Below are 20,170 nucleotides of genomic sequence, written 5' to 3'. Positions count from 1 at the left end.
TCAGGCCCCCGGAGTGGTGAAGATGCGGTCGTAGAAGGCGTTGTCACCGGACTGGTCCGGCTCGCCGCCGGGCTCGCCCAGATCGGCGAGCGGGACAGTGCCCTCGGCGAGCGACGCGAGCACCTGCCGCGCTCCCTCCGGGTCGACATCCCACATGCGGGCGTAGTGCTCGCGTCGGGCCGGCGGGAACTTGCCCGCCTTGATGGCCTCGTCGAGTGCCCGGTCCCGGTCCTCGTTCACCTGCCGCTCGTGAGCGAGCGCGCCCAGAGCGGCCTTGCCGCGCAGGTCGTCGAGGACCGCCTGCTCGATGAGGACCGTCCCCTCGGGCAAGCGGGCAGCGACTGACTCCTGCACCGGGGCAGGGACGGGCTCGGGCGCGGGCGGTTCTGCCCGCTCGGCAAGCGCCTCATTGAGGGCGGCGAGCAGGGCGTCGTCATCGAGCTCGGCGTCTGAGGCGATGCCGAGCCGCTCACGCAGCCCCTCGTTGAGAGTGGACACGATGTCCTCCTCCTGATCGGTGGGCCCCGCGGCCGGCTCGGCCGGGGGAGTCTGGAGTGCCGCTCGTGCGGCGGGTGCCGGGGCGTGCTCGCGTCCGGCGTAGCGGAACATGGTCAGGTCCCACGAGGCTTGCGGCACGGGGGCGGCGTCGGCGGCCCGCTGGTGCTCGCGTACTTCATCGGCGAGACCTGCTGCGACAGCCTCGTCGGCGGTGAACCACGTCTCCGCGGTCATGCGCTCGCGCCACTCGGCGACGGTGCCGCCCGCCTTGTCGGCGTAGATGGCGGCGATGTTGTCGGAGTGGCGTCCGAGCTGGGTGGCCATCTCGGTCATGTCGGCGGCGTTGCCGATGCACATCCCCCACGCGTCATGGATCATGAACTGGCTGTGGGGCTGCATCACCACCTTGTCGCCCGCAAGAGCGATCACCGAGGCGATGGACGCGGCGAGCGAGTCCACGTAGGTGGTGACCTGCGCCGGGTGCGAGCGCAGCAGGTTGTAGATGGCGATGCCGTCGAATACGTCCCCGCCCGGCGAGTTCAGTCGGAGGGTGATCTGGCTGGCGCTGATGTCGCGCAGCTCCTTGAGGAACTGCTGCGCGGACACACCCCACCAGGAGATCTCGTCGTAGATGACGACCTCGGCGGTGTCGTCGGCCAGGTTGCGGATGCGGTACCAGTCCGAGACTCCCGAGCGGGCCTGCGGACGCGCAGATCTCAGCCTGCTCATGCTTCTCCATTCCAGAGCGCGATCACGATGCCGCGGCAGCGCAGGCGTCCTTCGCAGTCGATGTATCCGCCGTTGGCGTAGGTGGCTTTGGCGTGGTCGAGGTCGTCGAAGACGGTGCCGTCGATGTCCTTGCACGCCTTGCAGGTGGCCTGGTCGAGGACCTCGCTGGCGGCGTACTCGGCCTTGGGGGCGGCGTCGAGGACGGCGAACCGGCCGCTGGCCTGGGCGGTGGACAGGACGGCGCCGAACTGTTCGCGCAGGAACGCGTCCGACAGCCCCTCCAGGTGGGCGGTAACACCGTCGGCCACCTGTCGCCCGGTTGAGCCCGGTACGGCGAGCCTGAGCGCCTCTCGTGCGGCTGCCCCTGCCAGCCACACGGCCAGCAGCGCGGCCACGGTCGCAGCCACAGCGCCCAGGAGCCCTTCATCCACGGGCGGCGGCTCGACCTCGACGCCCTGCACGGCGGCCTCGTCTGCCACCTGCGCCGCGGACTGTTCGGCGAGTTCGAGCATGCCCACGGTGAGGACGTCGGTGGCGTCCTGGCTGTCGAGGCTCATCGCGGCGAGGGCTTGCAGGTCGCCCGCTTCGATCGCGGCGGCGATCTGGTCGCCGAGCGTTTCGCGCCATTCGGCCGAGATCTGTTCCCACGCCTCCAGGAGCGCGTCCAGGGCGGCCTGCCAGGCTTCCTGGACGGCGGTGAAGTCGGTCCCCGCAGCCTGCTCGGCGGCGGTGAGGGGCCGCCTCTGGCCTTCGGAGGCGGCAGCGTGGGGGCGTGCTCGGGCGAGATGCCGCACACGTCTCGCCTGCGGCTGCTCGACCGGTGGGGACGGTCGGGCGGCACGCGCGGGCAGCCCCCACGCAGTCCTGACGTACGCCTCCAGCTCCGGGTCCGGAGAGATGGCGCCGGAGGTGAGGAGCTGGTCGAGCGCCTCTGCAGTGACCTCATGCCGGTCCCCGACGTCCGTGCACACGATCCGTGGCGCGGGCTCGTTCTCGCCCCAGTTGAAGTCCACAAGGCTGGTGACGATGCCGGGCATGCCGGGCTGGCCAGAGGTGGCGGTGTCGGCGATCTCGTCGGCGATGGCCTGCAAACTGAGCAGGAACATCTCCAGCATCGTCTGACCCAGCGCGCGACTGCCGTTGCGGGTCTCCCCCAGATCAAGGATGCCAGCGAGGGCAGAGCGGCTCATCTGCTGGTCGAGATAGGAGATGAACGCCATCGCGTCCGGGACCGAGCCGGTCATGCCGGTGACGGCGAGCTTGAAGCCTGCGGGGAGCCCGACGCCCGCGGTGTCGCCGGCGCGCATCGCGGAGGCGAGCCGCTGAGCTTCCGCGACCTGAGCCGGGGTCCCGCCCGCGGGGGCCTCGACGGACGGGATGCCCATGCCGAACCGGCGGATCGACGTGGCGTGTACGCGCCACATCTCGTGCTTGAGCAGCCACGGCCCGAACGCCGGACGCAGCATCGACCTGCCCGCCCAGTTGGCGCCCTCGCGGTCGTGGACGTACCAGACGAGCCTGCTGGCCGGGATCGGGCGGGTACCGATCAGGTCTTGCGAGATGGACTCGACAACCCCGCCCTGCTTGAGCTTGATGTCGCCGATGGTGTGCGGCATCCGCTCACCGAGAGCCACGAGCCGGGCCTGGCCGTTGCGGATCTCGTAGCGCTGCTCGAACGGCATGAACCCGTAGACCAGTGACAGCAGCGCCAGACGCAGGTGGTCGTCCCAGCGGACGCCTGAACGCCGCGCAGGGGTCGGCCCGGTCGTCGCGCCGAGCACAGGCAGACCGAGGTCCTCGGAGACGAGACGGACGACCTCGTCACGGCAGCCCGCCGGGTCGATAACCCACGTCGCCCTGCGGATCGGCAGCGTGTACGCCGACAGGACCGCCGTGAGTTGCGGGTCGTGGCGCATCCGCGCGTACGTCTGGACGCTCGTCGGGAAGATCAGGTCAGGGATGAGTTCCTGCCAGTCGCTGACCCATGGCCCGTACAAGGTGTCGAGGTGCCCGATGTCGTTGGTCGGAGGACTGCCGATCACGAGTCCTCCTTCAGTAGGCGACGTTCATCAGGTCGAGGTCTGCGGTGTGGCCTGTGGCTGCGGCGTAGGCGTGGCCGATCGCCCCGTCATCGCGGGAGGCGCGTCGGGCGTCTACCAGCGCGGCGGACTCCTGGGGCAGCCAGTGCGCCGACACCACGCGGGCCGCGTACGCGAGGGTGTCGACCTGGTCGTCGTGGGCTGCAGACGGGAATGAGGCGAGTTCGTCGCACCACTCGTCCAGCCAGTCGACGTGCGCCGGGAACCAGACGCGCCCCTGGCGGACCCGGTTGGTGGCCGGGATCGCGCGGGTGATCTTGTCGGTGTCGGCGTGCAACGGCTGGACCGGTATCCCCGCCGCTGTCGCGTCCACCGCGAGCGTCGTCGAGATGAACGACTGCTCGATGAACACCGTGTCCGCGTTCCAGCGCTGCTGAAGCGGCCGGACATGCTCCCAGTGCTCCGCCTCCTGCAGCCGCCCCCGGTTCCTGCCCAGCAGGATGAGGTCCCCGTCTGGGCTGATCGCCCAGGCGGAGGCGACGGTGTAGTCGGCGCTGGTGCGCTTCGAGGCGGCGAGGTCGACCGTGATGAACCGCCAGCAGTCATCCAGGTAGACGACTCTGCCGCCGAGGTCCGTCCGTTGGCCGGACATGACGCCGTGCCGCGAAGGGTCGGCGGGCAACTGCTGCCAGTAGCGGAAGTCGACCCGCTTGAACAGGTTGCCGTCGGCAGCGGTCGGAGTCTGCTGGTAGATCGAGTTGAAGACGTACGCGGACCGCTTGGCCTTCAACTCGCGAAAGTAGCCGGGCTTACGTCTTTGGACGCTGACAAGTTCGTCGCCAGGAGCACGACCGAGTGGGTCGTTCTCTTCGGCGATGGCCGGGATCTTCAGCTCGCGCCACTCACCCGGCTCGTTGGCGAACAGGCGGGCGGCCAGGTCGTCTTCGTGCCAGCGTGTCATCATCAGCAGGGCCTTGCCGCGTGAGCTCAGACGGGTAGAGCCGTTGGACTCCCACCAGTCCCAGGCGGCTTCCCGATAGGTGATCGACTCGGCTTCAGCGCGGCCCTCGATCGGGTCGTCGATGATGAGCACGTCGACCGGCTCGCCGGTGATGCCACCCGCAATGCCGACACATACCAACTGCCCGCCCTGTTCGGTCTCCCACCGGCGGGCGGCACGAGAGTCCGGGCGAAGCGTGATGTCGAGCTCAGGGTGAGCGAGGATGTCGCGGAGGATCTGCTTGCCCCATCGCTCAGCCTTGTTCGCGGCGTAGGAGACGATGGCGATCCGCAGCGTCGGTTCATGCGCCAACAGCCACGCTGGTGTGCGGCGGCTGACCTTCTGACTCTTCCCCTCCTGGGGAGGGCAGGAGATCGCCAGCCGGTCGTGGGTGCCGCCGTCAAACAGGTCCACCAGCTCGCGGTCGATGAGGTCCAGCATCGCCGTCTGACGGTGCGTCGGGTCGAGCGCGGCGGCCATCGCCCCAGGCGTGGGCCACGGTCGGGGCTTGGTCTCGAAGCGCTTGGCTGCCACTTCCCACGCCGTCAGGACGCTCATGACGACCCGCCGTTGTCGATCTTCTTCTCGGCGCGAGCCGCCTGCCAGGCAGCGAGATGCGCGGCGATGTTCGCCCACGCACTCATCAGCGCGACCCATAGGACGCTGTCGCGCCACCACAACAGCGTGGGGACGATCAGCACCGCCCACATGAGCGCGAACCCGAGTTGGGCGCGGGCCCACAGCTTCGACGTCACGTCTTGCCGACCGTCAGCAGGCCGGACCTGCGGACCGGACGGTGAGCTGGGGTGGTGATGCGGGTCCACACCACATACACGCCCGGCGTCAGCACGACGTCGGACCCTTCGCCGATCGTGAGGACCGCCTGTTGTCCGTCCCAGGCGGCAGTCTTGTAGTCGCCGTCTGTGGGCTCGCCGTCGGCCTCAGGGAGGATGGCGATCTCGACTGAGAATGCTGTGGCGCCCGCGTCTTCGTACGGGACGCGCAGCTCTTCTCTGGAGGAGGCGGGCATGTAGGCCATCAGTCGTCTCCCACTCGTGGTGTCCCGACGGGCCAGGTGCCGAGGATGGGCGGGCCGACTGCGTAGTCCAGCGTGGGCGGCCCTGCCGTTCCCGCGAGGACCGGCGGGCCGACGACCATGAGCGGTTCGTCCACGGACCCGCTGATCCCGATAAGGGATGCCGTGAGGGCGGGGAGCGTGGCGGTAAGAGTCCCGGTGGAGTCGGTGACCTGCCCGCCCAGGCTTGCGGTCAGCGGCGGGAGCAGGCCAGCCAGGAGCCCGTCTGCGGTGGCGGTGGCGTCGGCTGCAGCGACGAGTGCGGGAAGTTCTCCCGCCAGCGTTCCGGCGGCTATGACGGTGGCGTGCAGTTCACCGGCGAGGGCCGGGAGGGTAGCGGCGAGTGTGCCTATCTGCCCTTCGGCCTGCCCGTCGAGGGAAGCGGTCAGAGCTGGGAGGCTTGCCGTGAGAGCGCCGGCGACGTCCACGTCCGCGGTGACCGAGGCCGTCAGGGCTGGAAGCACCGCGGCCAGCGTGCCGTCGTCAGCTTCCGACACACCGGTCAGGGAGGCGGAGAGCGGCGGCAGCAGCCCGTCCGCGGTTCCGGTGACGAGAGCGGTCCCTGAAAGGCTGGCCGTGAGCGCGGGGAGGGAGGCGGTCAGGTCCCCGTCGACCGCTGCGGTTCCGGCAAGTCCCGCAGTCAGCGCGGGCAGCGTAGCTGCAGCCGTGCCGGTGACCTTGGTGAGGCCGTCCGCGGTGGCGGTGAGAGCAGGCAACGTGGAGGCGAGAGCGCCGGCGGCGGTGATCTGCCCTTGAGCGGAGGCGGTCAGCGCGGGCAGGCCTGCGGCTGCGGTTCCCGTGACCTTCGCCGCGCCTGTGAGCGCCGCTGAGAGGCTCGGGAGTGTGGCCGAGACGCTTCCCGTGGCCGGGTCGCCTACGAGCCCTGTAGCGGATCCTGTGAGCGGCGGCAGCGAACCTGTGAGCGTTGCTGCTGTGGTCGCGTCCGCGTCTGTGGCGGCGGTCAGTGGCGGAAGCTGGGCGGCGACGGTCCCTGACGCCTTCGCCGACCCGGTCATCCCCGCTGAGAGGGCGGGGAGCGCACCCGTGAGGGTTCCGCGGTCGACCACCGCGCCTGCGGTGGAGGCCGTGAGAGGCGGGAGGACTCCAGCCGCTGTGCCGACGACGCGGGCCTGTCCTGAAGCTGAAGCGGTGAGGGCCGGCAGCGACCCGGCGAGGGTGCCGGTGACGGACGAGGCGGCGGCGGGCGGCAGTCGTACGACGTGGCGCCTGCCGCCCCATGCGATCGGCGGCCCGTCCTCGACCCCGGTTCCGGCGCCGCCGGACAGGGTCTGCCCGTTGCCGGAGTAGTCTGTCGTCTCCGGGACGAGGAGCGGGTACCACGCGCGGAGGTCCGCAGTCCGCCTAGGCCGGTAGGTGGCGTACTCCTGCTCCACCTCAGCCGGAGTGAGAGCGGCGGTCCAGACCTTGAGCGCTGCGACGCAGCCGTTCAGCCACTCGCCGGTGAAGACCGACTCGCCAATGCGCAGGTTCGCGGCAGACAGGCTCGCCGGGCCGGACGTGGACGACGAGGTGGAAAAGGTGCTATCCCCTGCCGCCCGCCAGATGAGCCGGCTGGTGCCGCCACCCTGGTAGACGGCGGCCAGGAAGTACCAGGTGCCGACCGTCATGTTGGGGCCGGCGGTGATGGTGCCGCCGCCGACCATGGCGTACAGCTCCATGCTGGTGCCGTCGGGGCCGGTCTGGACGAGAAGGCCGTCGCTGGCGGTGCCGTCGTCCAGGCACCAGAAGGTCGAGTACGAGTCTCGGTCGGCGGAGAGCTTCACCCAGCCTGCGACGGTGACGGCGGACACGGTACCGAGTCCGGTGACGCGGGTGTAGTCCTCCCCGTCGACGTTGAACCGGACCGCCACGGCGCCTCCTACGTGTCGGAGTAGGAGAGCCTCACGCTGGTGAGGATGGCGTCACCGGTCAGGTCGTCGTTGGCGTCGGCAACGACGCGGGTGATGCGCAGCCACACCTCATCACCTGCGGCGATGCTGTCGAGGTTGCTGATGGTGATCGTCGTCTTCAGCAGCTTCTGCGCGTCGGCGCTGCCGAGGTCGGTGGACGCCTGCTGCGCGGTTACGAACGCCTTGGTCTCCACGTTGGTGGTGTCCGTGCCAGGGGTGATGGCGGCAATTGCGGCCTGCCAGGTCACGCCGTGCGTGGAGGTGGTGGAGGTGTCGGCGTACCAGACGACTTCGCAGGTGATGTTGCCGCTGCCGTACGCGGTCGGCTCCCACTTCCAGAAGGCGTTCTCGGCGGTCGTCGCGTCGTAGGCGAGCCCCGATACGGGGAAGTTGGTGCCGTTCGTCTTCACGAACTGCGGGAACGCGCTGGCCAGGTACTGGGCTTCTTCGGGGGCGAGGTACTGGCGGACTGTCGCCATCAGCCGTCCTCCTCAGCCCAGAGGCGTCCGATGCGCCGCCACAGCACGTAGCCGAACAAGGCGGCCTTCTGCACGGTCGTGGCTCCGGTCCGGAACGGTGTCGGCAGGGACTGGTTGAAGGATGCCTGGTTGGCGTCGATCCAGTCGTCTACGGCTGCCACCGCGTCTGCGAGGTCGTTCTTGGAGAACCCCGCCACGTTGATCTTGTTTTCACGCATCCACTGGGCTGCGACTCGCGCGCGGCCTGTCGCGTCGAGAGGCATCAGGAACCCGGCATCGTGATCGTGCCGGACGTGATCTCCACGTTCACGCCGACAGAGATCGTCAGCGTGTTGAGATTCAGTTCCGCGCCGGACGTGCCGACCGCACCGTCGGCGACAGCCACGTTGTTGGAGTCCAGCACCCGGAACCAGGCCGCTGTGCCCGCAGCCAGGCCGGTCGTCGATCGGGGGGTACCAGCGAGGGTGATCACGCCGTTGCTCGCCGCGCCGAAGGACGGGTCAGCCAGTGTGAACTCAGCCAACAACGTCTGCGCACCCACCGCCGTGTCCGGCCCGGCCGGCTGGGCCGTGGTGTAGATGCGGAGCTTCCCGGCACCGGCGCCGGCGTCGATCGCGGTCGTGACCTGGTTGGCCAGGGCGGACCGCACCGCGTTCGAGATGCGAAGAGTCACAGGGGTCTCCTAGGTGATGAACAGCGGGAACGGCCCCAGGACCGGCTCCTCTGGCGTACTGGTGATGCGCACCCAGATGCCGTACAGGCCGTTGCTGAGCGCGAAGGAAGTGGAGGGTCCGATCAGCACGGCGGCGCTGGTGCCGATCCAGGCGGCGCTCACCCAACTACCTGAGCTGGGCTCCTCGCCGTCGGGGAGGATCGCCATGTCGACGTCGAGCGCGGTGAAGTCGCCGGGCCCGGTGACGGGCACCTTCACGTACTCCGTGCTGACGGAAGGGATCTTGAGCATGTGCCTCCCGTCAGGTGGTGGGCTGGCCTGCCGTCCACTCGGCCGACGCGTCGGCCGCGGCCCAGGAACGGGCTGGAGTGGCAGCGGAGAAGGCGGCAGGGCTGACCGTGGCAGTCCAGGCTGGTGCGGGCTGGCTGCCGGCCCACTCCCTCACGACCACCCCGGCGGTCGGGGAGATGTCGTTGGTGGGGATCTCCACCTCGCCGGCGAACTCGCCGACGAGGGCGGGCAGGAGCGCGGAAGCGGTGCCGGTGGCGGTCGCCTTGCCGGCCATGGAGGCGGTGAGGGCCGGGAGGACGGCGGCGAGGATGTCGCCTTCGACGTCGCCCGCGAGGCTGGCGGTGAGCGGCGGGAGCGTGGCGCCGAACTGCGCCGAGACCTTGGTCGAGCCGGTGGCGGTGCCGGTCAGGGCGGGCAGGGTCCCGGCCAGCGTGCCGCTCGCCTCTACCGCTGCCTGCGAGGAGGCGGTGAGGGCGGACAGGGTTCCGGCGAGGGTGCCCGACACGACGGGGTTGAACCGGGCGACGCGGCGACGACCCGGACCCCATGCGATGGGAGGTCCGTCCTCGGTCGTGGTGCCGGCCCCACCTGAGAGGGTCTGGGCCAGGCCGGAGTAGTCGACCGTCTCGGTCCGCAGGAACGGATACCAAGCGCGGAGGTTAGCGGTGCGGCGCGGCAGGTACGAGCGAGCCTCTGTCAGAAGCTCTTCCTGCGACAGCCTGGCGCCCGACCACACCTTGACGGCGGCGATGGAACCGTTCAGGTACTGCGAGGCGAGACCGCCGGTGCCGAGGACCAGGCGGTTGGCGTTGAGCGTGCCCGCGCCTGCCCCCCACGTGGCGGCGACCAGGGAGCCGTTGTGGTCGCCGATGACGGTGTTGATGAAACCATCCGTGTGGGCAGCGACACCGATGAAAGCCCAGGTCCCGACCGTCATGGTGTGGGAGAGGGAGAAGGCCGACCAGGTGTCGGACTCCAGGCTCAGGCTGGTCCCGGTGAGTGCCTGGACGGTGAGGTAGGGGGCGACGCCGGAGTTGTCGATCTGCCAGAAGACGGTCTGTGAGCCGCGGTCTAGGGCGAGGCGGGCCCACATTGTGACGGTGAACGCGGTCTGGGAGCCGAGGGACAGGGTCCGGGTGAAGGACTCGCCGCTGGCGTCGAAGCGGACCGCCACGGGCTACCTCCCCGTCAGGCGGCGCGGCTGTAGGAGTCCCGCAACCGGTCCCGCAGTTCAGGCGTTTCGGGGACGTGATCGCCGCGGTGGATGCACGCGTCGATGGTGGCGAGGTCGGCGTAGTCGTAGTAGACGCGCCTCTCAGCTTTGCCGAGGGTTCGGGCGGCGTAGCGCTCCTGCCACTTTCGGATGGTTGCTGGGGTGCGGCCGAGGCGGCTGCCGGCTTGAGCTGCGGTGACGGGTTCCGGGTCCATGGCACCCCCCGACATGCGAAATGCCCTCCGCGTGGGGCGTGAGGGCATTCGTGTGCTACCTGCGGGAAGTGTGACACAAAATCGGCTGCCAGGACAAATACCGTCACACGGCATACGGTTCGTATCGAACGCACGTGCGAGCCACGGCTACGATGAGGCTCATGCCTGACCTGCCCGCCGTCCGCGTTTTGCCTGATCACGTGGGCGAACTGCATGAGCTGATCGTCGGGGACGACGGGCAGCCGATCGCGGCGCGTGTCTCATGGAACGAGATCACCGCGGGGTGGCACGGCGGGATGGAGCCCCGCGAAGGAGTCCTCCAGCTCGACCAGATCGCCCCCATGCAAGGCCAGGACTACTCGCGGGTGCCGCGCGTCCCGGTGTCCGCGCCGCAGGTTGTGGCTCCTCCGGGGGATGTGCCGGCCGGCTGGCCTGACGGTGTGGCCGCTCCGGGGACGGAGGGTTGGGAGAAGGCGGTCATGGCGTGGTTGTTCGACCTGCTGCCTCCTGACTTCCGCGCTCATGCGGTGCTGTCCGAGCATCCGCTGGCGCTGGTGTGGATGGCACGGCTCCACCTACGGCACGCGTACACGGCCACGGTGCAGGGCTACCGGACTTCAGCGGTTCAACTGAAGTCTCAACTGCCTCCGCATGCGGTCCGCGAGGTCGATGAGGTTTATCGGCAGGAGCGAGACCGGATCATCCGCTGCGGGCGTGCGCTGGACGCCATCGAGGCGGCGCTCAGACCCAGCGCTCCAGAGTGAGCGCTTCGTAGAACCCTTGGTCCAGATCGCAGGCGTCAGGTACGAAGGCGAGCTTGGGCGGCACGAGGTACGTAGCGATGATATCGACGAGATCCGAGATGCCGGCCTCGACAACGGCGGCACGGACGCGCTCTTCCACGTCGTAGTTGCAGTGGACCGCGACAGGCTTGCCGAGCACTTGGACACGAAAGCGGAGGTCGGTCTTCCAGTCCCCGCTCACAGCTTCACCAACTCCTCTTGTGCGTGGTGGGCACACACGGCAGTGCCCGCGACCAGCGTCGCAGCGTTCACGGACTTCCCGGCAACGAGGCACCGGTAGCAGGCCAGCCCAGCCAGCGCGGGCGCCTGGCCCGGGTCGGCGGTCGAGCGCGCCTTAGGAAGGCAACCTGCCGCAAGCACTCCTTGTGCGCTGCCCGGCTCCCATTGGAGAGCGCGGTCCAGGGCCGCAGCGATGCGGGTCGTCACCGTGTCGAGCTTGCCGTTCTCGATCCGGCTGAGGACGCCCACGGACGGGCCGCCCGCCCTGCTGGCCTGGGTTTGGCTGAGTCCGAGCTCCTCGCGCCGGTGCTTCACGATCTTCCCGAAGCGGACCTTGGCGTGCTGGCGCATTACCGCGTCTCCAGCTTCTTGATGCCGCCCGAGAAGTTGACCCGCACCTGGATACGGGCGTCACCAGGCACGCCAGCGCGGTGGGCTTCTTGGACGAAGGCGGCGAGCTCGTCGAGGGTCATGCCCTGTTTGGGGTCGGAGGCGTCGGCCTTCACCGTGCGGGTTATCACGTAAGGCTCCAGGTGAGCCTGGGTGGGGCGATGTGACCGTACGGTTCGCACTCCTCGGGCGAGCCACCCGCCGGGCCTATGGAGAGCAAGGAGCAGCCCTCCCTGCACACGTCGCACAGCAGGTCTTCCTGGCTGGCAGTCGCCTTGCAGCCGGTGCCGTAGCGGTGGCATCGGCAGGTCGCGAGTGGGCGACTCACAGCCCCTCCTCGTCCACGACGGCCATTCCCGCTTCGGCGAGCACCGCGCGCAGCGCGGCGTCAACCTCGGGGGCGGTGGTCTCGTCCTCCACATAGATGACGACGGGGAAGGACGAGAGCGACGCAGTCGCCCTCCTGAAAGCGTCCGTCATCTCCTGTATCGCCTCTCCGAGACTCGCGAGCCCACGGGCGAAGGCCTCACGGTCGGCGTCGCTGATCGTGGGCAGAGCGGGGGCGAGGCGGCGTCCCGCCGTCCACACCATCGCGTCGCTGCTGCCATGCCACTCGATGACGTCATCGATCTCGTCGAGGATGTCCTTGCTCACGCGTTCGCCTCCGCTCGGACGTGTTCGTCCGCCTGCTCCTGCTTCACGCTCTCGTGCTCATCCTGAGTCATCAACCGCTGGCAGGAGTGGCATTTGAAGTAGCCGTCGTCCTCCTGCCGGACCTGCCGTTCCGAGCAGCGAGGGCAGCGGATCGGGCTGGCCTTCGTCGTCGGGTCCGACTTGGTCATCGTCCTGAGTCGGCGCTGCCACGACAAGGTGGCGAGGCCGAACTGGATCGAGCCGGGGTGCTTGAGGATGTCGTCCAGCTCGTCGAGGAGGAACGCGATCGACAGGCGGCGGGCGTGCCCTCCTCTCGCGCGGTGCGGGCGGGGCGGGAGGTGGCGGGCTTCTCGCCAGTCGTCCTCCACTTCGGTGAGCTTGCCGAACAGCTCATCAAGGGCCTCCACGGCTCCCTCGGGGGTGGTGACGGCACGCCCGTTGGGTCCGAGGGGGGCGAGGGGGCGGTAGCCGTCGATACCGGCGGCCAGATGGGAGGCGAGGTCGTCGAGCTCGGTGAACGCGGCCCGGATCATGCGGGCGCAGCGGCCATCCCATACCGGGTCCCCGACAGCGACAGGGGTCTCCGGCGGGGCGGGCTTGTTCTCCTGCGTGCGGCCGGGGTCTTCGAGCCACGAGGCGAGTGCCTGGTCGTAGGCGTCCCATGCTTGGCGGGCGACGCGGTTGCAGGGTCCGTGGCAGGCGTACTGGCTGATGGGCATGGCTACTCCCCTTCGTGCTTGGTGCTCGCGCGCAAGGCGCGTAGTTCTTGGCGGGCGGTGTCCCGTTCCCGGACGACCCAGAGCAGGGCGTACAACACGACCGCGACCTGCACGCAGCCCAGGAACGCCGACAGCCGACCCCACATCAGGCCTGAGGGCGGGCCGGCGACCATGGTGAACAGGATCCCGAGGCGAAGGTCTTCCGCTCCCCTGCTGGACGGCGGAGCGGCGAAGACCCGCCAGGATCGGGCCAGGACCCTCTTCACGACTGCGAGCCCCTTCTGCGGCGCTCCCGGAGTTCGGCCACTTGTGCCCACTCGGCTTCCGCTCGACGCAGGTTGGCCGCCACCCGTTGGGTGACCTCAGCGGCTCGCTCCCAGTTCGCTGCCGCCCTGGCCCAGTCGGCTTCGGCTCTGGCCCAATTCGCTGCTGCCTGTTTCGACAGGCGGGCTGCCCTTCGAAGTTCTTTGATCGTCAACACGATGAAGACAGCAGCGACGCCGACAGCGGCGAGCTTTATCCAGTCGAGCCAGGTCATCTGCGCCTCCTGCGGTACTCGGTCTTCATGACGGCTACGCGTGGCCAGCGCCACAGCAGCACCTCGCGAGCCCTGCGCTCCTCAGCCGCGCGGATCACCTTGGCGGGCAGGCGGCGACGCATGTACTGCGTCCACGTCTCCCCCGGCTGCTGCCGGTCGGGCGGGAACGTCTTGCCGCAATGGCGGCAGGTGGGGGTCACGACGCCTCCGCTATGCCGCGTAGCACGGTGGGCACCACCGTGGGTACCAACGCTCGCTGCGCCGAGGTCAGCTCCAGTTGGTCCAGGATCCGGTTGATCGCCTCAGCGAGGAGAGCGCCCTGCCGCTCGGCCAGGCGGATCTCGCGGTCGGCGATGCCCATGTCGTGGGCGGCTTTCGCGTACCGGACCGCCCGGTCCCTCTCCTCGGCATCCAGACGGGCCAGGCCGCGGACCGTCTCCCCCGACTCCAGCACCATCACCAGGCCCGCGGGGGAGTCGCCGGCGGACTCGACCTGGCGGCGGAGGAGATCGGCGTACACGTGCAGCCGGGCCCACGCCATCTGCAGCATCGCCATCACCGCGTCCGCCGGGGATACGACCACCCGGCCCGGCTCTGCCTGCCACGCGGACAGCGCCTCCTCCAGCGCGGCGCCCTGCGCTTTCAGCGTGTCGGTCTTCTTGCCGGCGTGGTTGTAGCAGACCGGCGTGCCTCGGACGGCGAAGGCGTGGCAGCGGAGGCTCGACCGCTTGGAGACCTTGGAGCACTCCCAGCGTTCATGCCGGTCACACCACACCGCACCTGCTTGACGCATCAGGTCGTCGGAACGCATGGGGTCACCTCCGATCAGACGATCGCGTATACCGGGGCGGGCGGAGTATGCGTGGTGCTCTCATGATGTCAGCTCCTGCGGTGGATCACGGGCCCTCCGAGTCGAGAGCGGCAAGGGTGGGGCAGTCGGCCGCCCCGCACCGGCAGATGCCGTCGTTCACGCACGGAACCGGGGTGCGGGCCAGCGTGTGCCCGTCTGTGGCGCAGCGGTGGACGTGGTGGAGGTCGCGGACGCGGGCCAGTGTGGCTTCTGCCGCGTCCGCCCGGTGCAGCTCCTCCACCATCTCCCGGGTTCGGGTGCCGTACTCGGCGCGGGTGGCCTTGAGCTGGCCCAGGACGATGGTGTAGGCCTTCCTTACCGTGGCCAGTTCCTCGTCTCGTACGGCCAGGACCGCTTCCAGGCGCTTCATGCAGGCGGAGCACTCGCCCAGGGTCTGGTGGAGCCTGCATGTGGCTGCGAGGGCTTCGGCGTACCGCTGGCGGAGGTCGCTCACGGCGTGACCCCCACGAACTCGCAGTACGCCCGAGCCTCAGCGAGGCAGCCGTCGAGATCCCCGTGCCAGGAGACCTTGTCGGTGATGTCGAGAGACACTCCGATCTGGGCCATCCCTTGGTGGTCGGCCATACCGATGGTGACCTGGACGCCGGCGCCGATGAGCCAGTGCAGGTTCTCGACCTGCGTCTCGGCCTGCTCGGCGCGCACGGTGGCTTCCTTCCACGCCTTGATCACCTGGAGGTAGCCCTCCCGAAGGATGCCGTGCAGGAGCTTCTCGTCAACGGCCTCAGGCATCGGCGGGGTTCCTTCCGGGAGACGGGGCGGGCATCTCGGCGATCTCCGCGTCGATGCCGGCGCTGGAGTTGTCCAGCCACCAGGCGAACCTTTCGGCGTCAGCGCGGCAGCAGAACGTGAGCTGGTCGGGGCGACCGTGGCGGACGAAGGTGACCGTGCACTCAGTCACGAGCGCTCTGCTCGGTGGTCGGTGCTCCCAGTTCTGGGAGGGCGGAACGAAGACGGTCCAAGCGGGCCTCATCGCGGAGTTGGACTTGAAAGTCATGGCGTACGCCTTGTCGGCTTCGCGGAGCGTGTCCCGGAGGTCTTCGGCGGAGACGACGACCATGCCTGCCCGGTCCAGCGCGTGCAGGATGTCGCCCGCGAAGGACAGCGCGTCCTCGTCGTTCAGGCCGGTGTCCTCTTCGTGGTGCAGGACGTTGGCGATCACCTCAGCGGGGGCCATCGGACTTCTCCTATCTGGCGGGCAATCGCGGCGTCCTCAAACGCGGTCTCTTGCGCCCTCACGTGGTGGCACTCGAACAGCTCATCCGAGTGGCAGAAGCGGAACGAGTGCTCGGACGGGACGACGCTGGAGTGTCTTGCCTGAATGGCTTCCGCGATCTGCTGGGCGGTCTCTCGCCGTACCTGGGCGGCCGAGGCGGGGGCAGCAGCCTCCAGTCCTGCTCGGGCGATGCGCCGGCACGACGGCAGCGGAGTGTTGGGCAGGTTCGCCTTCAACACCTCAGCGAGGGCTTCAACCGCTTCAGCGGGGATCTCCGCCACCTGCCTTCACCTCCCGGTCCAAGACCTCGATCAGGCGCTCGGCGTACGTTGCAGCGACGCCGTGCGGTGAGCACCACTGGCGGAAGTCGTCGTTGAGGAAGGCTCGGAAGCGGGCAACGGCAGCTTCGGCGTGCTCGGCTCGCTCGCGGGCCCGCTCCACCTGGCGGTCGCGGACTTTGAGCATCCGACGGAGCTCAACGTTCAGGTCCTCGGCGCGCTGTTGCAGTCCTCGCGCGCCCTGAACCTCAGCGGCGGCCTCCTCCTGCGCCTTAGCGACGATCGGGGCTGCGAGTTCGGCGGCTCTCCGCTCGATGTAGCCGTCCAGGTCGGAGATCATGGCGCGCAAGGTGTCAGCGGGGATCTCAGCCACGAGGCACCTCCCCGTGGAGTGCGGCCACGCTGTACCTGACCGGGCCGCCGCCGTAGTGCTGCACGGCACGGTTGAAGTCGTCCCGCGCCTCGACCGCCTCGCCCTTGTCGGTGTAGAGCGTGGATTTCACCAGCCGGTGCTCACCGCCCTTCCCAGTCCGTGCGACGTGCTCGATGACGACCCAGCCCAACGGCTCAGACATGGCCCCTCCTCGGGTAGCGGATGACGCGGATGCCGGCCTTCTCTGCGAGGTCAGCGGTATGGGTGGCTCCGTGGGAGCCGTGGGGCGTCCGCTGGCAGAACCGGCCGTTGCAGCGCGAGATGAACGCCAGGCAGATATCGGCTCCGAGGGCGACCATCTCAGCGTTGCGGCGGAAGCCAGCAGCTTTGCCGTACCGGTTCCACTCCGCGGGGTGCGACTCGACGATCAGCGTCATGCCGACGTGCTCCATCCACCACGCGTTCTCCACGCACCACTCGTTGGCGAGAGCGTCCGCGCCCGTTGGGCAGTCGCCGTGGACCACGACCACCTCGGCGAGGGGCGACGTGGGCTCGGGGATGGCTTCACGGAGCGCCTGGTCGATCGTCTTCTCGTCGCTCCAGGTGCGGCTGCCGGTGACGAGGATGCGGTACGGCTTGGGCATTGCGGGCCTCCTTGTCGATAGCGGTTCCAAAGCGGGCCCAAAGCGGCTTCGGCGAGCCTGGGCTTCTGCCGGATGACGGAGGGAGGCCACCATGACCCGCGATCACGAGTGGAACGCGCCCGAGCACGATTGGCTCTGACGGAGCCGTGGCGGTACCGGAGATGGCCGGTACCGCCACACCAGAGGGGTCAGGAGCGGGCATCGGGGCCGCCCGCCTTGCTCGCCGCGATGGTGCACCGCACGCCGTTCGCGACCCGCTCCATCGCAGGCCGGACTTCGCCGATCTTCGCTGTGAGGGCAGCTTCGCCGAGCGCCTCAAAGGAGACGTCCAGCTCTCCACCGCCCTTGATGATTGCGGCGATCAGGGCGGTCCTCAGATCTTCGTCGCCGTAGATGATTCGCGGAGCCATCGGGTTAACTCTCCTCTTCCTGGGAGGCGGCACGCTCCTGGATCCGCCGCTTATGGATGGCGTGCCAGCGCTTCCGCTCAGCGTTGGAGCGGCACCAGGGGGACGCCTCGCCGCACGAGCAGAGCGCGTACCCCTCCCCCGTCTCGTGGCCGTACAGGGCGTTCGTGCGGACGTACTGCTGGTCGTTGCTGCTCCAGGAGAACGGCTTACCTTCGGAGCGCAGCGCGTGTCCTGACAGGCGGGTGCTCTTCGCCATCGGTCAGATCTCCTCTGGAGAGGAGGCGGGCGGGACGATGCTGACGTTGAACAGGTCCTGTACGACGGTCACGTGGTCGCCGTGCAGTGCGCGGAGTTCCTCGACGGGCCATCCGAACAGCTCGGCTGCCTGTTCGACCGGCATCGGGTAGCGGCGGCCGATCAACTGCACCGACTGCAGGTCGGGATCGGTCGTGGGCATGGTGTGGCTCCTTGGGGGTGTCGGGGGTCGAGGGCTACTCGGGAGCGAAAGCGTCAGCGAGCGCCCGCTTGGCCATCTCGATGAGCTCGGAGGTGTCGGGCAGCGGCGGCTGGAACTCCGGCTTCAGTAGCGTGCCGAAGGCCAGGAAGTCCGCGACCATCTGGCCGTCGCAGTAGACGGCGTACTCGCCGCGTTGGCTCGGGTAGCCGATGCCGAGGTGGTCGATCTGGTAGGTGCGGCCGTCTTCTCCGACGTACTCGGCGACGGTCTCGGTGGTGTCGCTCATCGCGGTTCTCCGTTCGGGGTTGGTGGCGTGTCTCCGGGCAGGAGCGGTCAGGGCGTCGCGCGCTCGTGGTCCAGGGCCAGGTCGTAGAGGCGATCGAACTCGGCCAAGCCGAGCGTTTCGTCCGCCTCTTCGACCCCGCCTTTGAACAGCCCTTCGGCGTGGTCGCAGGCAGCCTTGTGGTCGAGCGAGGTCAGCGCGGGGTGGTCGATGTAGCGGGCCGGGTAGTGCTCGCGGGCGTACGAACGCCCCTCCCAGCCGATCTTGTGCAGGTGGAGAAGGGCGGCGCCCTTGTCGAGGTCGGGCATCTGCTCCCAGGTGGGGAGTTGCTTGGCGGTGGCGCTCATCGGTGGTCTCCGTTCGGGTTGGGGGCGTGTCTCCGGGCAGGGGTCAGGCGTCGGGGCACACGTGCTCGGTTCTCGCGTCAACCGCCAGTTCGTCTACACGCCCCGCGTGGCGAGGGTCGGTGGTCACCAGCACACGAGTGGGGCAACCGCAGGGAAGCTTCCACAGCACGACGCCGAGCCACGACCGCACCAGGTCGGCGGCGTTCGCCGCTACGAGAGCGACATGGGCGCGGTCGTGAACCGCTGCCGACGTGAGCCCCAGGTCGCTGCGGGCGGTGATGGCCCGGTGAGGGATACCCAGCTCGGCGATGAGCGTCTTGATGGTGCGTGTCGCGGCGTGCATCAGCCGGTCTCGGCGATCTGGGCGCGCAGGTCGCTGACCCACGCCTGCATGTCCACCTGGGAGGGGTTGGGCAGGTCGTAGCGGATACGTCCTGCCGCCTGCTCTGCGGTGTAGTCGAGTTCATCCAGCGTGACCTTGTCGTCGAGGACGAGAGCGACTGCCAGCTGCTCTCCGGTAGACCAGGCCGGGCTGGGGCGGCCCTGGTTGTGGCGGAGGGCCCAGCGGCAACGCCGCAAGATCGAGTGTGAGAAGTGGTCATCCCAGGCTGGGGTGGCGGCGTGCTCGGCGGGTTCGCTCATGGCTGTGTCCGTTCGGGTTGGGGGTGGCCCCGCGTGGCGGGGCCCAGGGGTCAAAGGTGGGCGGTCGCCCCTTCACGTACCGCTGCGGCATAGCGCTCGACCATCCGCACACTCACCCCCAGCTCAAACGCAATCCGTGCTGGCGTGAGTCGCGGCCGGATGGCTGCGAGGGCGAGGTACCTCTCGACCATGCGGCGGCCGTGTGGACCGTCTGGCGTCCATGGAGTGGCGTGCTGGGTGTTGCGGGCGAACTGCGCGAGCGTGCCGTCACGCCGCCGCCGTGCATAGCAGGCCTTGATGAGCCCCCGGGCTACGTGTCGGCCTTGAGCGCCGCAGCAGGCGCATCGGACGATGAGGCGGGAGTCCGGCATCACGGCTCCTCAAGGTCGTCGCACGGGCAGGTGAGCGCTGGCTCCCGCGGGCGTGAAGACCTCGTGGAGGAAGGTCTTGCGCTCCTCCTGCGTCCAGCCGTGGCGCTCGGCGAGCTGGTCGGCGAAGGTGAAGCCGATCTTCAGCACGAGCTGCTGGCCAGCGTCGTCGCCCTGAAAGAACTCATATCGGGGGCGCAGGACAGTAGCGACGTCCTCGGCAGTGAGGGCGATGCTGTTGAGGTTCATGGAATCTCCAAGAGGGCGATTCTCAACGGGGGGTGGGCCCCTCCTGGGGGCCCAGGGGTCACAGGGCGGCGAGCCGGTTGAGGAGGGCCTCGATGCGGGCCATCTCGGCGTCGTAGGCGTACTCCAGCTCGCGGGCCTTGGCGTGGTCGCCGGCGGCGCGGGCTTCGGTGATGGCCTGGTCGAGCTGGTGGATCACGTTGGCGGTCATCTCGTTCTCCCTGGCGGCTCGTCCCTTGCTGATGACACAACCGTATGTCCAAGCCATGCGCATGTCAACACCATGCGCATGGCTGACATGTGCGCTGCATCTCTTGGCCATGCGCACACCCCGCCCGTACACTGGCCCCATGGACCGCCCTGACCATCCCTGGATCCCCGTCGGCGTCGACGGCATCGCCGCCGAACTCGGCGTCTCCGAGAACACCGTCATCGCCTGGCGCCGGCGCTCCGCCAAGGAGTGGGTCAGCGTCGAGAAGTTCCCCGACCCAGCCGGCAAGATCTCCGGACGAGACTGGTGGTGGCTGCTCGACGTCCTGGAGTGGGCCGAGAAGACAGGTCGCAAGAAGCCCGCCGGCGAGTAGCCATCCGCC

38 protein-coding genes are annotated in these 20,170 nt (G+C 69.1%); 2 read left to right on the top strand and 36 right to left on the bottom strand.

Annotation, left to right across the window (positions count from 1 at the left end):
- From AB0I67_RS14265 to AB0I67_RS14210, 12 genes are read right to left on the bottom strand one after another with little or no spacing between them, the layout of a single operon-like run.
- Window positions 1–1,227, bottom strand: coding sequence for a head maturation protease, ClpP-related (locus AB0I67_RS14265; RefSeq protein ID WP_357922930.1), 1,227 nt, complete (start codon window positions 1,225–1,227; stop codon window positions 1–3).
- Entirely contained in the window at window positions 1,224–3,269 is a 2,046-nt protein-coding gene (locus tag AB0I67_RS14260) for a DUF935 family protein (protein ID WP_357922926.1), read from the bottom strand. Before AB0I67_RS14260 ends, AB0I67_RS14265 begins: the two co-directional genes overlap by 4 nt.
- Window positions 3,270–3,279: 10 nt before the next feature.
- A complete protein-coding gene (gene terL, locus AB0I67_RS14255; RefSeq protein WP_357922924.1) occupies window positions 3,280–4,824 on the bottom strand; it encodes a phage terminase large subunit in 1,545 nt (514 codons plus the stop codon).
- Entirely contained in the window at window positions 4,821–5,021 is a 201-nt protein-coding gene (locus tag AB0I67_RS14250) for a hypothetical protein (RefSeq protein WP_357922921.1), read from the bottom strand. Before AB0I67_RS14250 ends, terL begins: the two co-directional genes overlap by 4 nt.
- Window positions 5,018–5,305: a hypothetical protein gene (locus tag AB0I67_RS14245; protein ID WP_357922918.1), complete on the bottom strand. Its 288-nt coding sequence runs from the start codon at window positions 5,303–5,305 to the stop codon at window positions 5,018–5,020. The genes AB0I67_RS14250 and AB0I67_RS14245 overlap by 4 nt, the downstream gene beginning before the upstream one ends.
- On the bottom strand, window positions 5,305–7,212 hold the full coding sequence (locus tag AB0I67_RS14240) for a LamG-like jellyroll fold domain-containing protein (RefSeq protein ID WP_357922915.1): 1,908 nt from the start codon (window positions 7,210–7,212) through the stop codon (window positions 5,305–5,307). The genes AB0I67_RS14245 and AB0I67_RS14240 overlap by 1 nt, the downstream gene beginning before the upstream one ends.
- A gap of 8 nt (window positions 7,213–7,220) precedes the next feature.
- Complete coding sequence (locus AB0I67_RS14235) at window positions 7,221–7,730, bottom strand: hypothetical protein (protein WP_357922911.1); 510 nt, start codon at window positions 7,728–7,730, stop codon at window positions 7,221–7,223.
- Entirely contained in the window at window positions 7,730–7,948 is a 219-nt protein-coding gene (locus tag AB0I67_RS14230) for a hypothetical protein (RefSeq protein WP_357922908.1), read from the bottom strand. Before AB0I67_RS14230 ends, AB0I67_RS14235 begins: the two co-directional genes overlap by 1 nt.
- Before the next feature lie 44 nt (window positions 7,949–7,992).
- A complete protein-coding gene (locus AB0I67_RS14225; protein WP_357922905.1) occupies window positions 7,993–8,403 on the bottom strand; it encodes a hypothetical protein in 411 nt (136 codons plus the stop codon).
- Window positions 8,404–8,412: 9 nt separating this feature from the next.
- Complete coding sequence (locus tag AB0I67_RS14220) at window positions 8,413–8,694, bottom strand: hypothetical protein (protein WP_357922902.1); 282 nt, start codon at window positions 8,692–8,694, stop codon at window positions 8,413–8,415.
- A gap of 10 nt (window positions 8,695–8,704) precedes the next feature.
- Complete coding sequence (locus AB0I67_RS14215; RefSeq protein ID WP_357922900.1) at window positions 8,705–9,868, bottom strand: LamG-like jellyroll fold domain-containing protein; 1,164 nt, start codon at window positions 9,866–9,868, stop codon at window positions 8,705–8,707.
- A gap of 14 nt (window positions 9,869–9,882) precedes the next feature.
- The gene (locus AB0I67_RS14210; RefSeq protein WP_357922898.1) at window positions 9,883–10,122 is read right to left on the bottom strand and encodes a hypothetical protein; all 240 of its coding nucleotides are present in this window, start codon (window positions 10,120–10,122) and stop codon (window positions 9,883–9,885) included.
- Between the two features lie 161 nt (window positions 10,123–10,283).
- Between AB0I67_RS14210 and AB0I67_RS14205 the strand changes: the two genes are divergently transcribed.
- Window positions 10,284–10,886 carry a hypothetical protein gene (locus AB0I67_RS14205; RefSeq protein ID WP_357922895.1) on the top strand — a complete coding sequence of 201 codons (603 nt, stop codon included), beginning with the start codon at window positions 10,284–10,286 and terminating at the stop codon, window positions 10,884–10,886.
- Here AB0I67_RS14205 and AB0I67_RS14200 read toward each other — a convergent pair.
- From AB0I67_RS14200 to AB0I67_RS14085, 24 genes are all read right to left on the bottom strand, one after another.
- A complete protein-coding gene (locus tag AB0I67_RS14200; protein ID WP_357922892.1) occupies window positions 10,864–11,106 on the bottom strand; it encodes a hypothetical protein in 243 nt (80 codons plus the stop codon). The genes AB0I67_RS14205 and AB0I67_RS14200 overlap by 23 nt on opposite strands.
- Entirely contained in the window at window positions 11,103–11,495 is a 393-nt protein-coding gene (locus AB0I67_RS14195) for a helix-turn-helix transcriptional regulator (protein ID WP_357922889.1), read from the bottom strand. The genes AB0I67_RS14200 and AB0I67_RS14195 overlap by 4 nt, the downstream gene beginning before the upstream one ends.
- A complete protein-coding gene (locus AB0I67_RS14190) occupies window positions 11,495–11,665 on the bottom strand; it encodes a hypothetical protein (RefSeq protein WP_357922886.1) in 171 nt (56 codons plus the stop codon). Before AB0I67_RS14190 ends, AB0I67_RS14195 begins: the two co-directional genes overlap by 1 nt.
- Before the next feature lie 193 nt (window positions 11,666–11,858).
- A complete protein-coding gene (locus tag AB0I67_RS14185; protein WP_357922883.1) occupies window positions 11,859–12,188 on the bottom strand; it encodes a hypothetical protein in 330 nt (109 codons plus the stop codon).
- Window positions 12,185–12,907, bottom strand: coding sequence for a hypothetical protein (locus AB0I67_RS14180; RefSeq protein WP_357922880.1), 723 nt, complete (start codon window positions 12,905–12,907; stop codon window positions 12,185–12,187). The genes AB0I67_RS14185 and AB0I67_RS14180 overlap by 4 nt, the downstream gene beginning before the upstream one ends.
- Before the next feature lie 2 nt (window positions 12,908–12,909).
- Window positions 12,910–13,173, bottom strand: a complete 264-nt coding sequence (locus AB0I67_RS14175) for a hypothetical protein (protein ID WP_357922877.1) — start codon at window positions 13,171–13,173, stop codon at window positions 12,910–12,912.
- The gene (locus AB0I67_RS14170; protein WP_357922874.1) at window positions 13,170–13,445 is read right to left on the bottom strand and encodes a hypothetical protein; all 276 of its coding nucleotides are present in this window, start codon (window positions 13,443–13,445) and stop codon (window positions 13,170–13,172) included. Before AB0I67_RS14170 ends, AB0I67_RS14175 begins: the two co-directional genes overlap by 4 nt.
- On the bottom strand, window positions 13,442–13,645 hold the full coding sequence (locus AB0I67_RS14165) for a hypothetical protein (RefSeq protein ID WP_357922871.1): 204 nt from the start codon (window positions 13,643–13,645) through the stop codon (window positions 13,442–13,444). The genes AB0I67_RS14170 and AB0I67_RS14165 overlap by 4 nt, the downstream gene beginning before the upstream one ends.
- The gene (locus AB0I67_RS14160) at window positions 13,642–14,256 is read right to left on the bottom strand and encodes a hypothetical protein (RefSeq protein ID WP_357922868.1); all 615 of its coding nucleotides are present in this window, start codon (window positions 14,254–14,256) and stop codon (window positions 13,642–13,644) included. Before AB0I67_RS14160 ends, AB0I67_RS14165 begins: the two co-directional genes overlap by 4 nt.
- 85 nt (window positions 14,257–14,341) lie before the next feature.
- The gene (locus AB0I67_RS14155) at window positions 14,342–14,665 is read right to left on the bottom strand and encodes a hypothetical protein (protein ID WP_357922865.1); all 324 of its coding nucleotides are present in this window, start codon (window positions 14,663–14,665) and stop codon (window positions 14,342–14,344) included.
- Window positions 14,666–14,745: 80 nt separating this feature from the next.
- Entirely contained in the window at window positions 14,746–15,045 is a 300-nt protein-coding gene (locus AB0I67_RS14150) for a hypothetical protein (RefSeq protein ID WP_357922862.1), read from the bottom strand.
- On the bottom strand, window positions 15,038–15,490 hold the full coding sequence (locus AB0I67_RS14145; RefSeq protein WP_357922859.1) for a hypothetical protein: 453 nt from the start codon (window positions 15,488–15,490) through the stop codon (window positions 15,038–15,040). Before AB0I67_RS14145 ends, AB0I67_RS14150 begins: the two co-directional genes overlap by 8 nt.
- A 300-nt stretch (window positions 15,491–15,790) precedes the next feature.
- Window positions 15,791–16,180 (bottom strand): hypothetical protein, encoded by a 390-nt coding sequence (locus AB0I67_RS14140; protein WP_357922856.1) that lies wholly within the window; start codon window positions 16,178–16,180, stop codon window positions 15,791–15,793.
- Window positions 16,173–16,382, bottom strand: a complete 210-nt coding sequence (locus AB0I67_RS14135; RefSeq protein WP_357922853.1) for a hypothetical protein — start codon at window positions 16,380–16,382, stop codon at window positions 16,173–16,175. Before AB0I67_RS14135 ends, AB0I67_RS14140 begins: the two co-directional genes overlap by 8 nt.
- Window positions 16,375–16,824, bottom strand: a complete 450-nt coding sequence (locus AB0I67_RS14130) for an SLOG family protein (protein ID WP_357922850.1) — start codon at window positions 16,822–16,824, stop codon at window positions 16,375–16,377. Before AB0I67_RS14130 ends, AB0I67_RS14135 begins: the two co-directional genes overlap by 8 nt.
- A gap of 188 nt (window positions 16,825–17,012) precedes the next feature.
- Window positions 17,013–17,234: a hypothetical protein gene (locus AB0I67_RS14125; RefSeq protein ID WP_357922847.1), complete on the bottom strand. Its 222-nt coding sequence runs from the start codon at window positions 17,232–17,234 to the stop codon at window positions 17,013–17,015.
- Between the two features lie 4 nt (window positions 17,235–17,238).
- A complete protein-coding gene (locus tag AB0I67_RS14120) occupies window positions 17,239–17,490 on the bottom strand; it encodes a hypothetical protein (protein ID WP_357922845.1) in 252 nt (83 codons plus the stop codon).
- A 3-nt stretch (window positions 17,491–17,493) separates the two neighbouring features.
- Window positions 17,494–17,691, bottom strand: coding sequence for a hypothetical protein (locus AB0I67_RS14115; protein WP_357922842.1), 198 nt, complete (start codon window positions 17,689–17,691; stop codon window positions 17,494–17,496).
- Window positions 17,692–17,725: 34 nt separating this feature from the next.
- Entirely contained in the window at window positions 17,726–17,977 is a 252-nt protein-coding gene (locus AB0I67_RS14110; RefSeq protein ID WP_357922839.1) for a hypothetical protein, read from the bottom strand.
- Between the two features lie 47 nt (window positions 17,978–18,024).
- Window positions 18,025–18,321, bottom strand: a complete 297-nt coding sequence (locus AB0I67_RS14105; protein ID WP_357922836.1) for a hypothetical protein — start codon at window positions 18,319–18,321, stop codon at window positions 18,025–18,027.
- Window positions 18,322–18,364: 43 nt separating this feature from the next.
- On the bottom strand, window positions 18,365–18,664 hold the full coding sequence (locus AB0I67_RS14100; RefSeq protein WP_357922833.1) for a hypothetical protein: 300 nt from the start codon (window positions 18,662–18,664) through the stop codon (window positions 18,365–18,367).
- On the bottom strand, window positions 18,664–18,963 hold the full coding sequence (locus AB0I67_RS14095; protein ID WP_357922831.1) for a hypothetical protein: 300 nt from the start codon (window positions 18,961–18,963) through the stop codon (window positions 18,664–18,666). The genes AB0I67_RS14100 and AB0I67_RS14095 overlap by 1 nt, the downstream gene beginning before the upstream one ends.
- Before the next feature lie 380 nt (window positions 18,964–19,343).
- Entirely contained in the window at window positions 19,344–19,580 is a 237-nt protein-coding gene (locus AB0I67_RS14090) for a hypothetical protein (protein WP_357922828.1), read from the bottom strand.
- 58 nt (window positions 19,581–19,638) lie between these two features.
- Window positions 19,639–19,788 carry a hypothetical protein gene (locus AB0I67_RS14085; protein WP_357922825.1) on the bottom strand — a complete coding sequence of 50 codons (150 nt, stop codon included), beginning with the start codon at window positions 19,786–19,788 and terminating at the stop codon, window positions 19,639–19,641.
- Between the two features lie 139 nt (window positions 19,789–19,927).
- Here AB0I67_RS14085 and AB0I67_RS14080 point away from each other — a divergent pair, with 139 nt between their 5' ends.
- Window positions 19,928–20,161: a hypothetical protein gene (locus tag AB0I67_RS14080; protein ID WP_357922822.1), complete on the top strand. Its 234-nt coding sequence runs from the start codon at window positions 19,928–19,930 to the stop codon at window positions 20,159–20,161.
- Window positions 20,162–20,170 lie beyond the last annotated feature (9 nt).

Source organism: Nonomuraea sp. NPDC050310, from assembly GCF_040655795.1.
Classification (GTDB): Bacteria; Actinomycetota; Actinomycetes; order Streptosporangiales; family Streptosporangiaceae; genus Nonomuraea.
The sequence above is the reverse complement of the archived record's forward strand: the minus strand, read 5'-3'. Positions and strand labels throughout refer to the sequence as shown.

Excerpts from the sequence above, each read along its gene's own strand:
- AB0I67_RS14110 (WP_357922839.1), bottom strand. The coding sequence starts at position 17,977 with ATGAGCGACACCACCGAGACCGTCGCCGAGTACGTCGGAGAAGACGGC.
- AB0I67_RS14080 (WP_357922822.1), top strand. The coding sequence starts at position 19,928 with ATGGACCGCCCTGACCATCCCTGGATCCCCGTCGGCGTCGACGGCATC.
- AB0I67_RS14115 (WP_357922842.1), bottom strand. The coding sequence starts at position 17,691 with ATGCCCACGACCGATCCCGACCTGCAGTCGGTGCAGTTGATCGGCCGC.
- AB0I67_RS14210 (WP_357922898.1), bottom strand. The coding sequence starts at position 10,122 with ATGGACCCGGAACCCGTCACCGCAGCTCAAGCCGGCAGCCGCCTCGGC.
- AB0I67_RS14105 (WP_357922836.1), bottom strand. The coding sequence starts at position 18,321 with ATGAGCGCCACCGCCAAGCAACTCCCCACCTGGGAGCAGATGCCCGAC.
- AB0I67_RS14150 (WP_357922862.1), bottom strand. The coding sequence starts at position 15,045 with ATGCCTGAGGCCGTTGACGAGAAGCTCCTGCACGGCATCCTTCGGGAG.
- AB0I67_RS14145 (WP_357922859.1), bottom strand. The coding sequence starts at position 15,490 with ATGGCCCCCGCTGAGGTGATCGCCAACGTCCTGCACCACGAAGAGGAC.
- AB0I67_RS14120 (WP_357922845.1), bottom strand. The coding sequence starts at position 17,490 with ATGGCGAAGAGCACCCGCCTGTCAGGACACGCGCTGCGCTCCGAAGGT.
- AB0I67_RS14235 (WP_357922911.1), bottom strand. The coding sequence starts at position 7,730 with ATGGCGACAGTCCGCCAGTACCTCGCCCCCGAAGAAGCCCAGTACCTG.
- AB0I67_RS14085 (WP_357922825.1), bottom strand. The coding sequence starts at position 19,788 with ATGACCGCCAACGTGATCCACCAGCTCGACCAGGCCATCACCGAAGCC.
- AB0I67_RS14205 (WP_357922895.1), top strand. The coding sequence starts at position 10,284 with ATGCCTGACCTGCCCGCCGTCCGCGTTTTGCCTGATCACGTGGGCGAA.
- AB0I67_RS14090 (WP_357922828.1), bottom strand. The coding sequence starts at position 19,580 with ATGAACCTCAACAGCATCGCCCTCACTGCCGAGGACGTCGCTACTGTC.
- AB0I67_RS14195 (WP_357922889.1), bottom strand. The coding sequence starts at position 11,495 with ATGCGCCAGCACGCCAAGGTCCGCTTCGGGAAGATCGTGAAGCACCGG.
- AB0I67_RS14220 (WP_357922902.1), bottom strand. The coding sequence starts at position 8,694 with ATGCTCAAGATCCCTTCCGTCAGCACGGAGTACGTGAAGGTGCCCGTC.
- AB0I67_RS14170 (WP_357922874.1), bottom strand. The coding sequence starts at position 13,445 with ATGACCTGGCTCGACTGGATAAAGCTCGCCGCTGTCGGCGTCGCTGCT.
- AB0I67_RS14265 (WP_357922930.1), bottom strand. The coding sequence starts at position 1,227 with ATGAGCAGGCTGAGATCTGCGCGTCCGCAGGCCCGCTCGGGAGTCTCG.
- AB0I67_RS14245 (WP_357922918.1), bottom strand. The coding sequence starts at position 5,305 with ATGGCCTACATGCCCGCCTCCTCCAGAGAAGAGCTGCGCGTCCCGTAC.
- AB0I67_RS14130 (WP_357922850.1), bottom strand. The coding sequence starts at position 16,824 with ATGCCCAAGCCGTACCGCATCCTCGTCACCGGCAGCCGCACCTGGAGC.
- AB0I67_RS14230 (WP_357922908.1), bottom strand. The coding sequence starts at position 7,948 with ATGCGTGAAAACAAGATCAACGTGGCGGGGTTCTCCAAGAACGACCTC.
- AB0I67_RS14100 (WP_357922833.1), bottom strand. The coding sequence starts at position 18,664 with ATGCACGCCGCGACACGCACCATCAAGACGCTCATCGCCGAGCTGGGT.
- AB0I67_RS14135 (WP_357922853.1), bottom strand. The coding sequence starts at position 16,382 with ATGTCTGAGCCGTTGGGCTGGGTCGTCATCGAGCACGTCGCACGGACT.
- AB0I67_RS14155 (WP_357922865.1), bottom strand. The coding sequence starts at position 14,665 with ATGAAGCGCCTGGAAGCGGTCCTGGCCGTACGAGACGAGGAACTGGCC.
- AB0I67_RS14095 (WP_357922831.1), bottom strand. The coding sequence starts at position 18,963 with ATGAGCGAACCCGCCGAGCACGCCGCCACCCCAGCCTGGGATGACCAC.
- AB0I67_RS14160 (WP_357922868.1), bottom strand. The coding sequence starts at position 14,256 with ATGCGTTCCGACGACCTGATGCGTCAAGCAGGTGCGGTGTGGTGTGAC.
- AB0I67_RS14125 (WP_357922847.1), bottom strand. The coding sequence starts at position 17,234 with ATGGCTCCGCGAATCATCTACGGCGACGAAGATCTGAGGACCGCCCTG.
- AB0I67_RS14180 (WP_357922880.1), bottom strand. The coding sequence starts at position 12,907 with ATGCCCATCAGCCAGTACGCCTGCCACGGACCCTGCAACCGCGTCGCC.
- terL (WP_357922924.1), bottom strand. The coding sequence starts at position 4,824 with ATGAGCGTCCTGACGGCGTGGGAAGTGGCAGCCAAGCGCTTCGAGACC.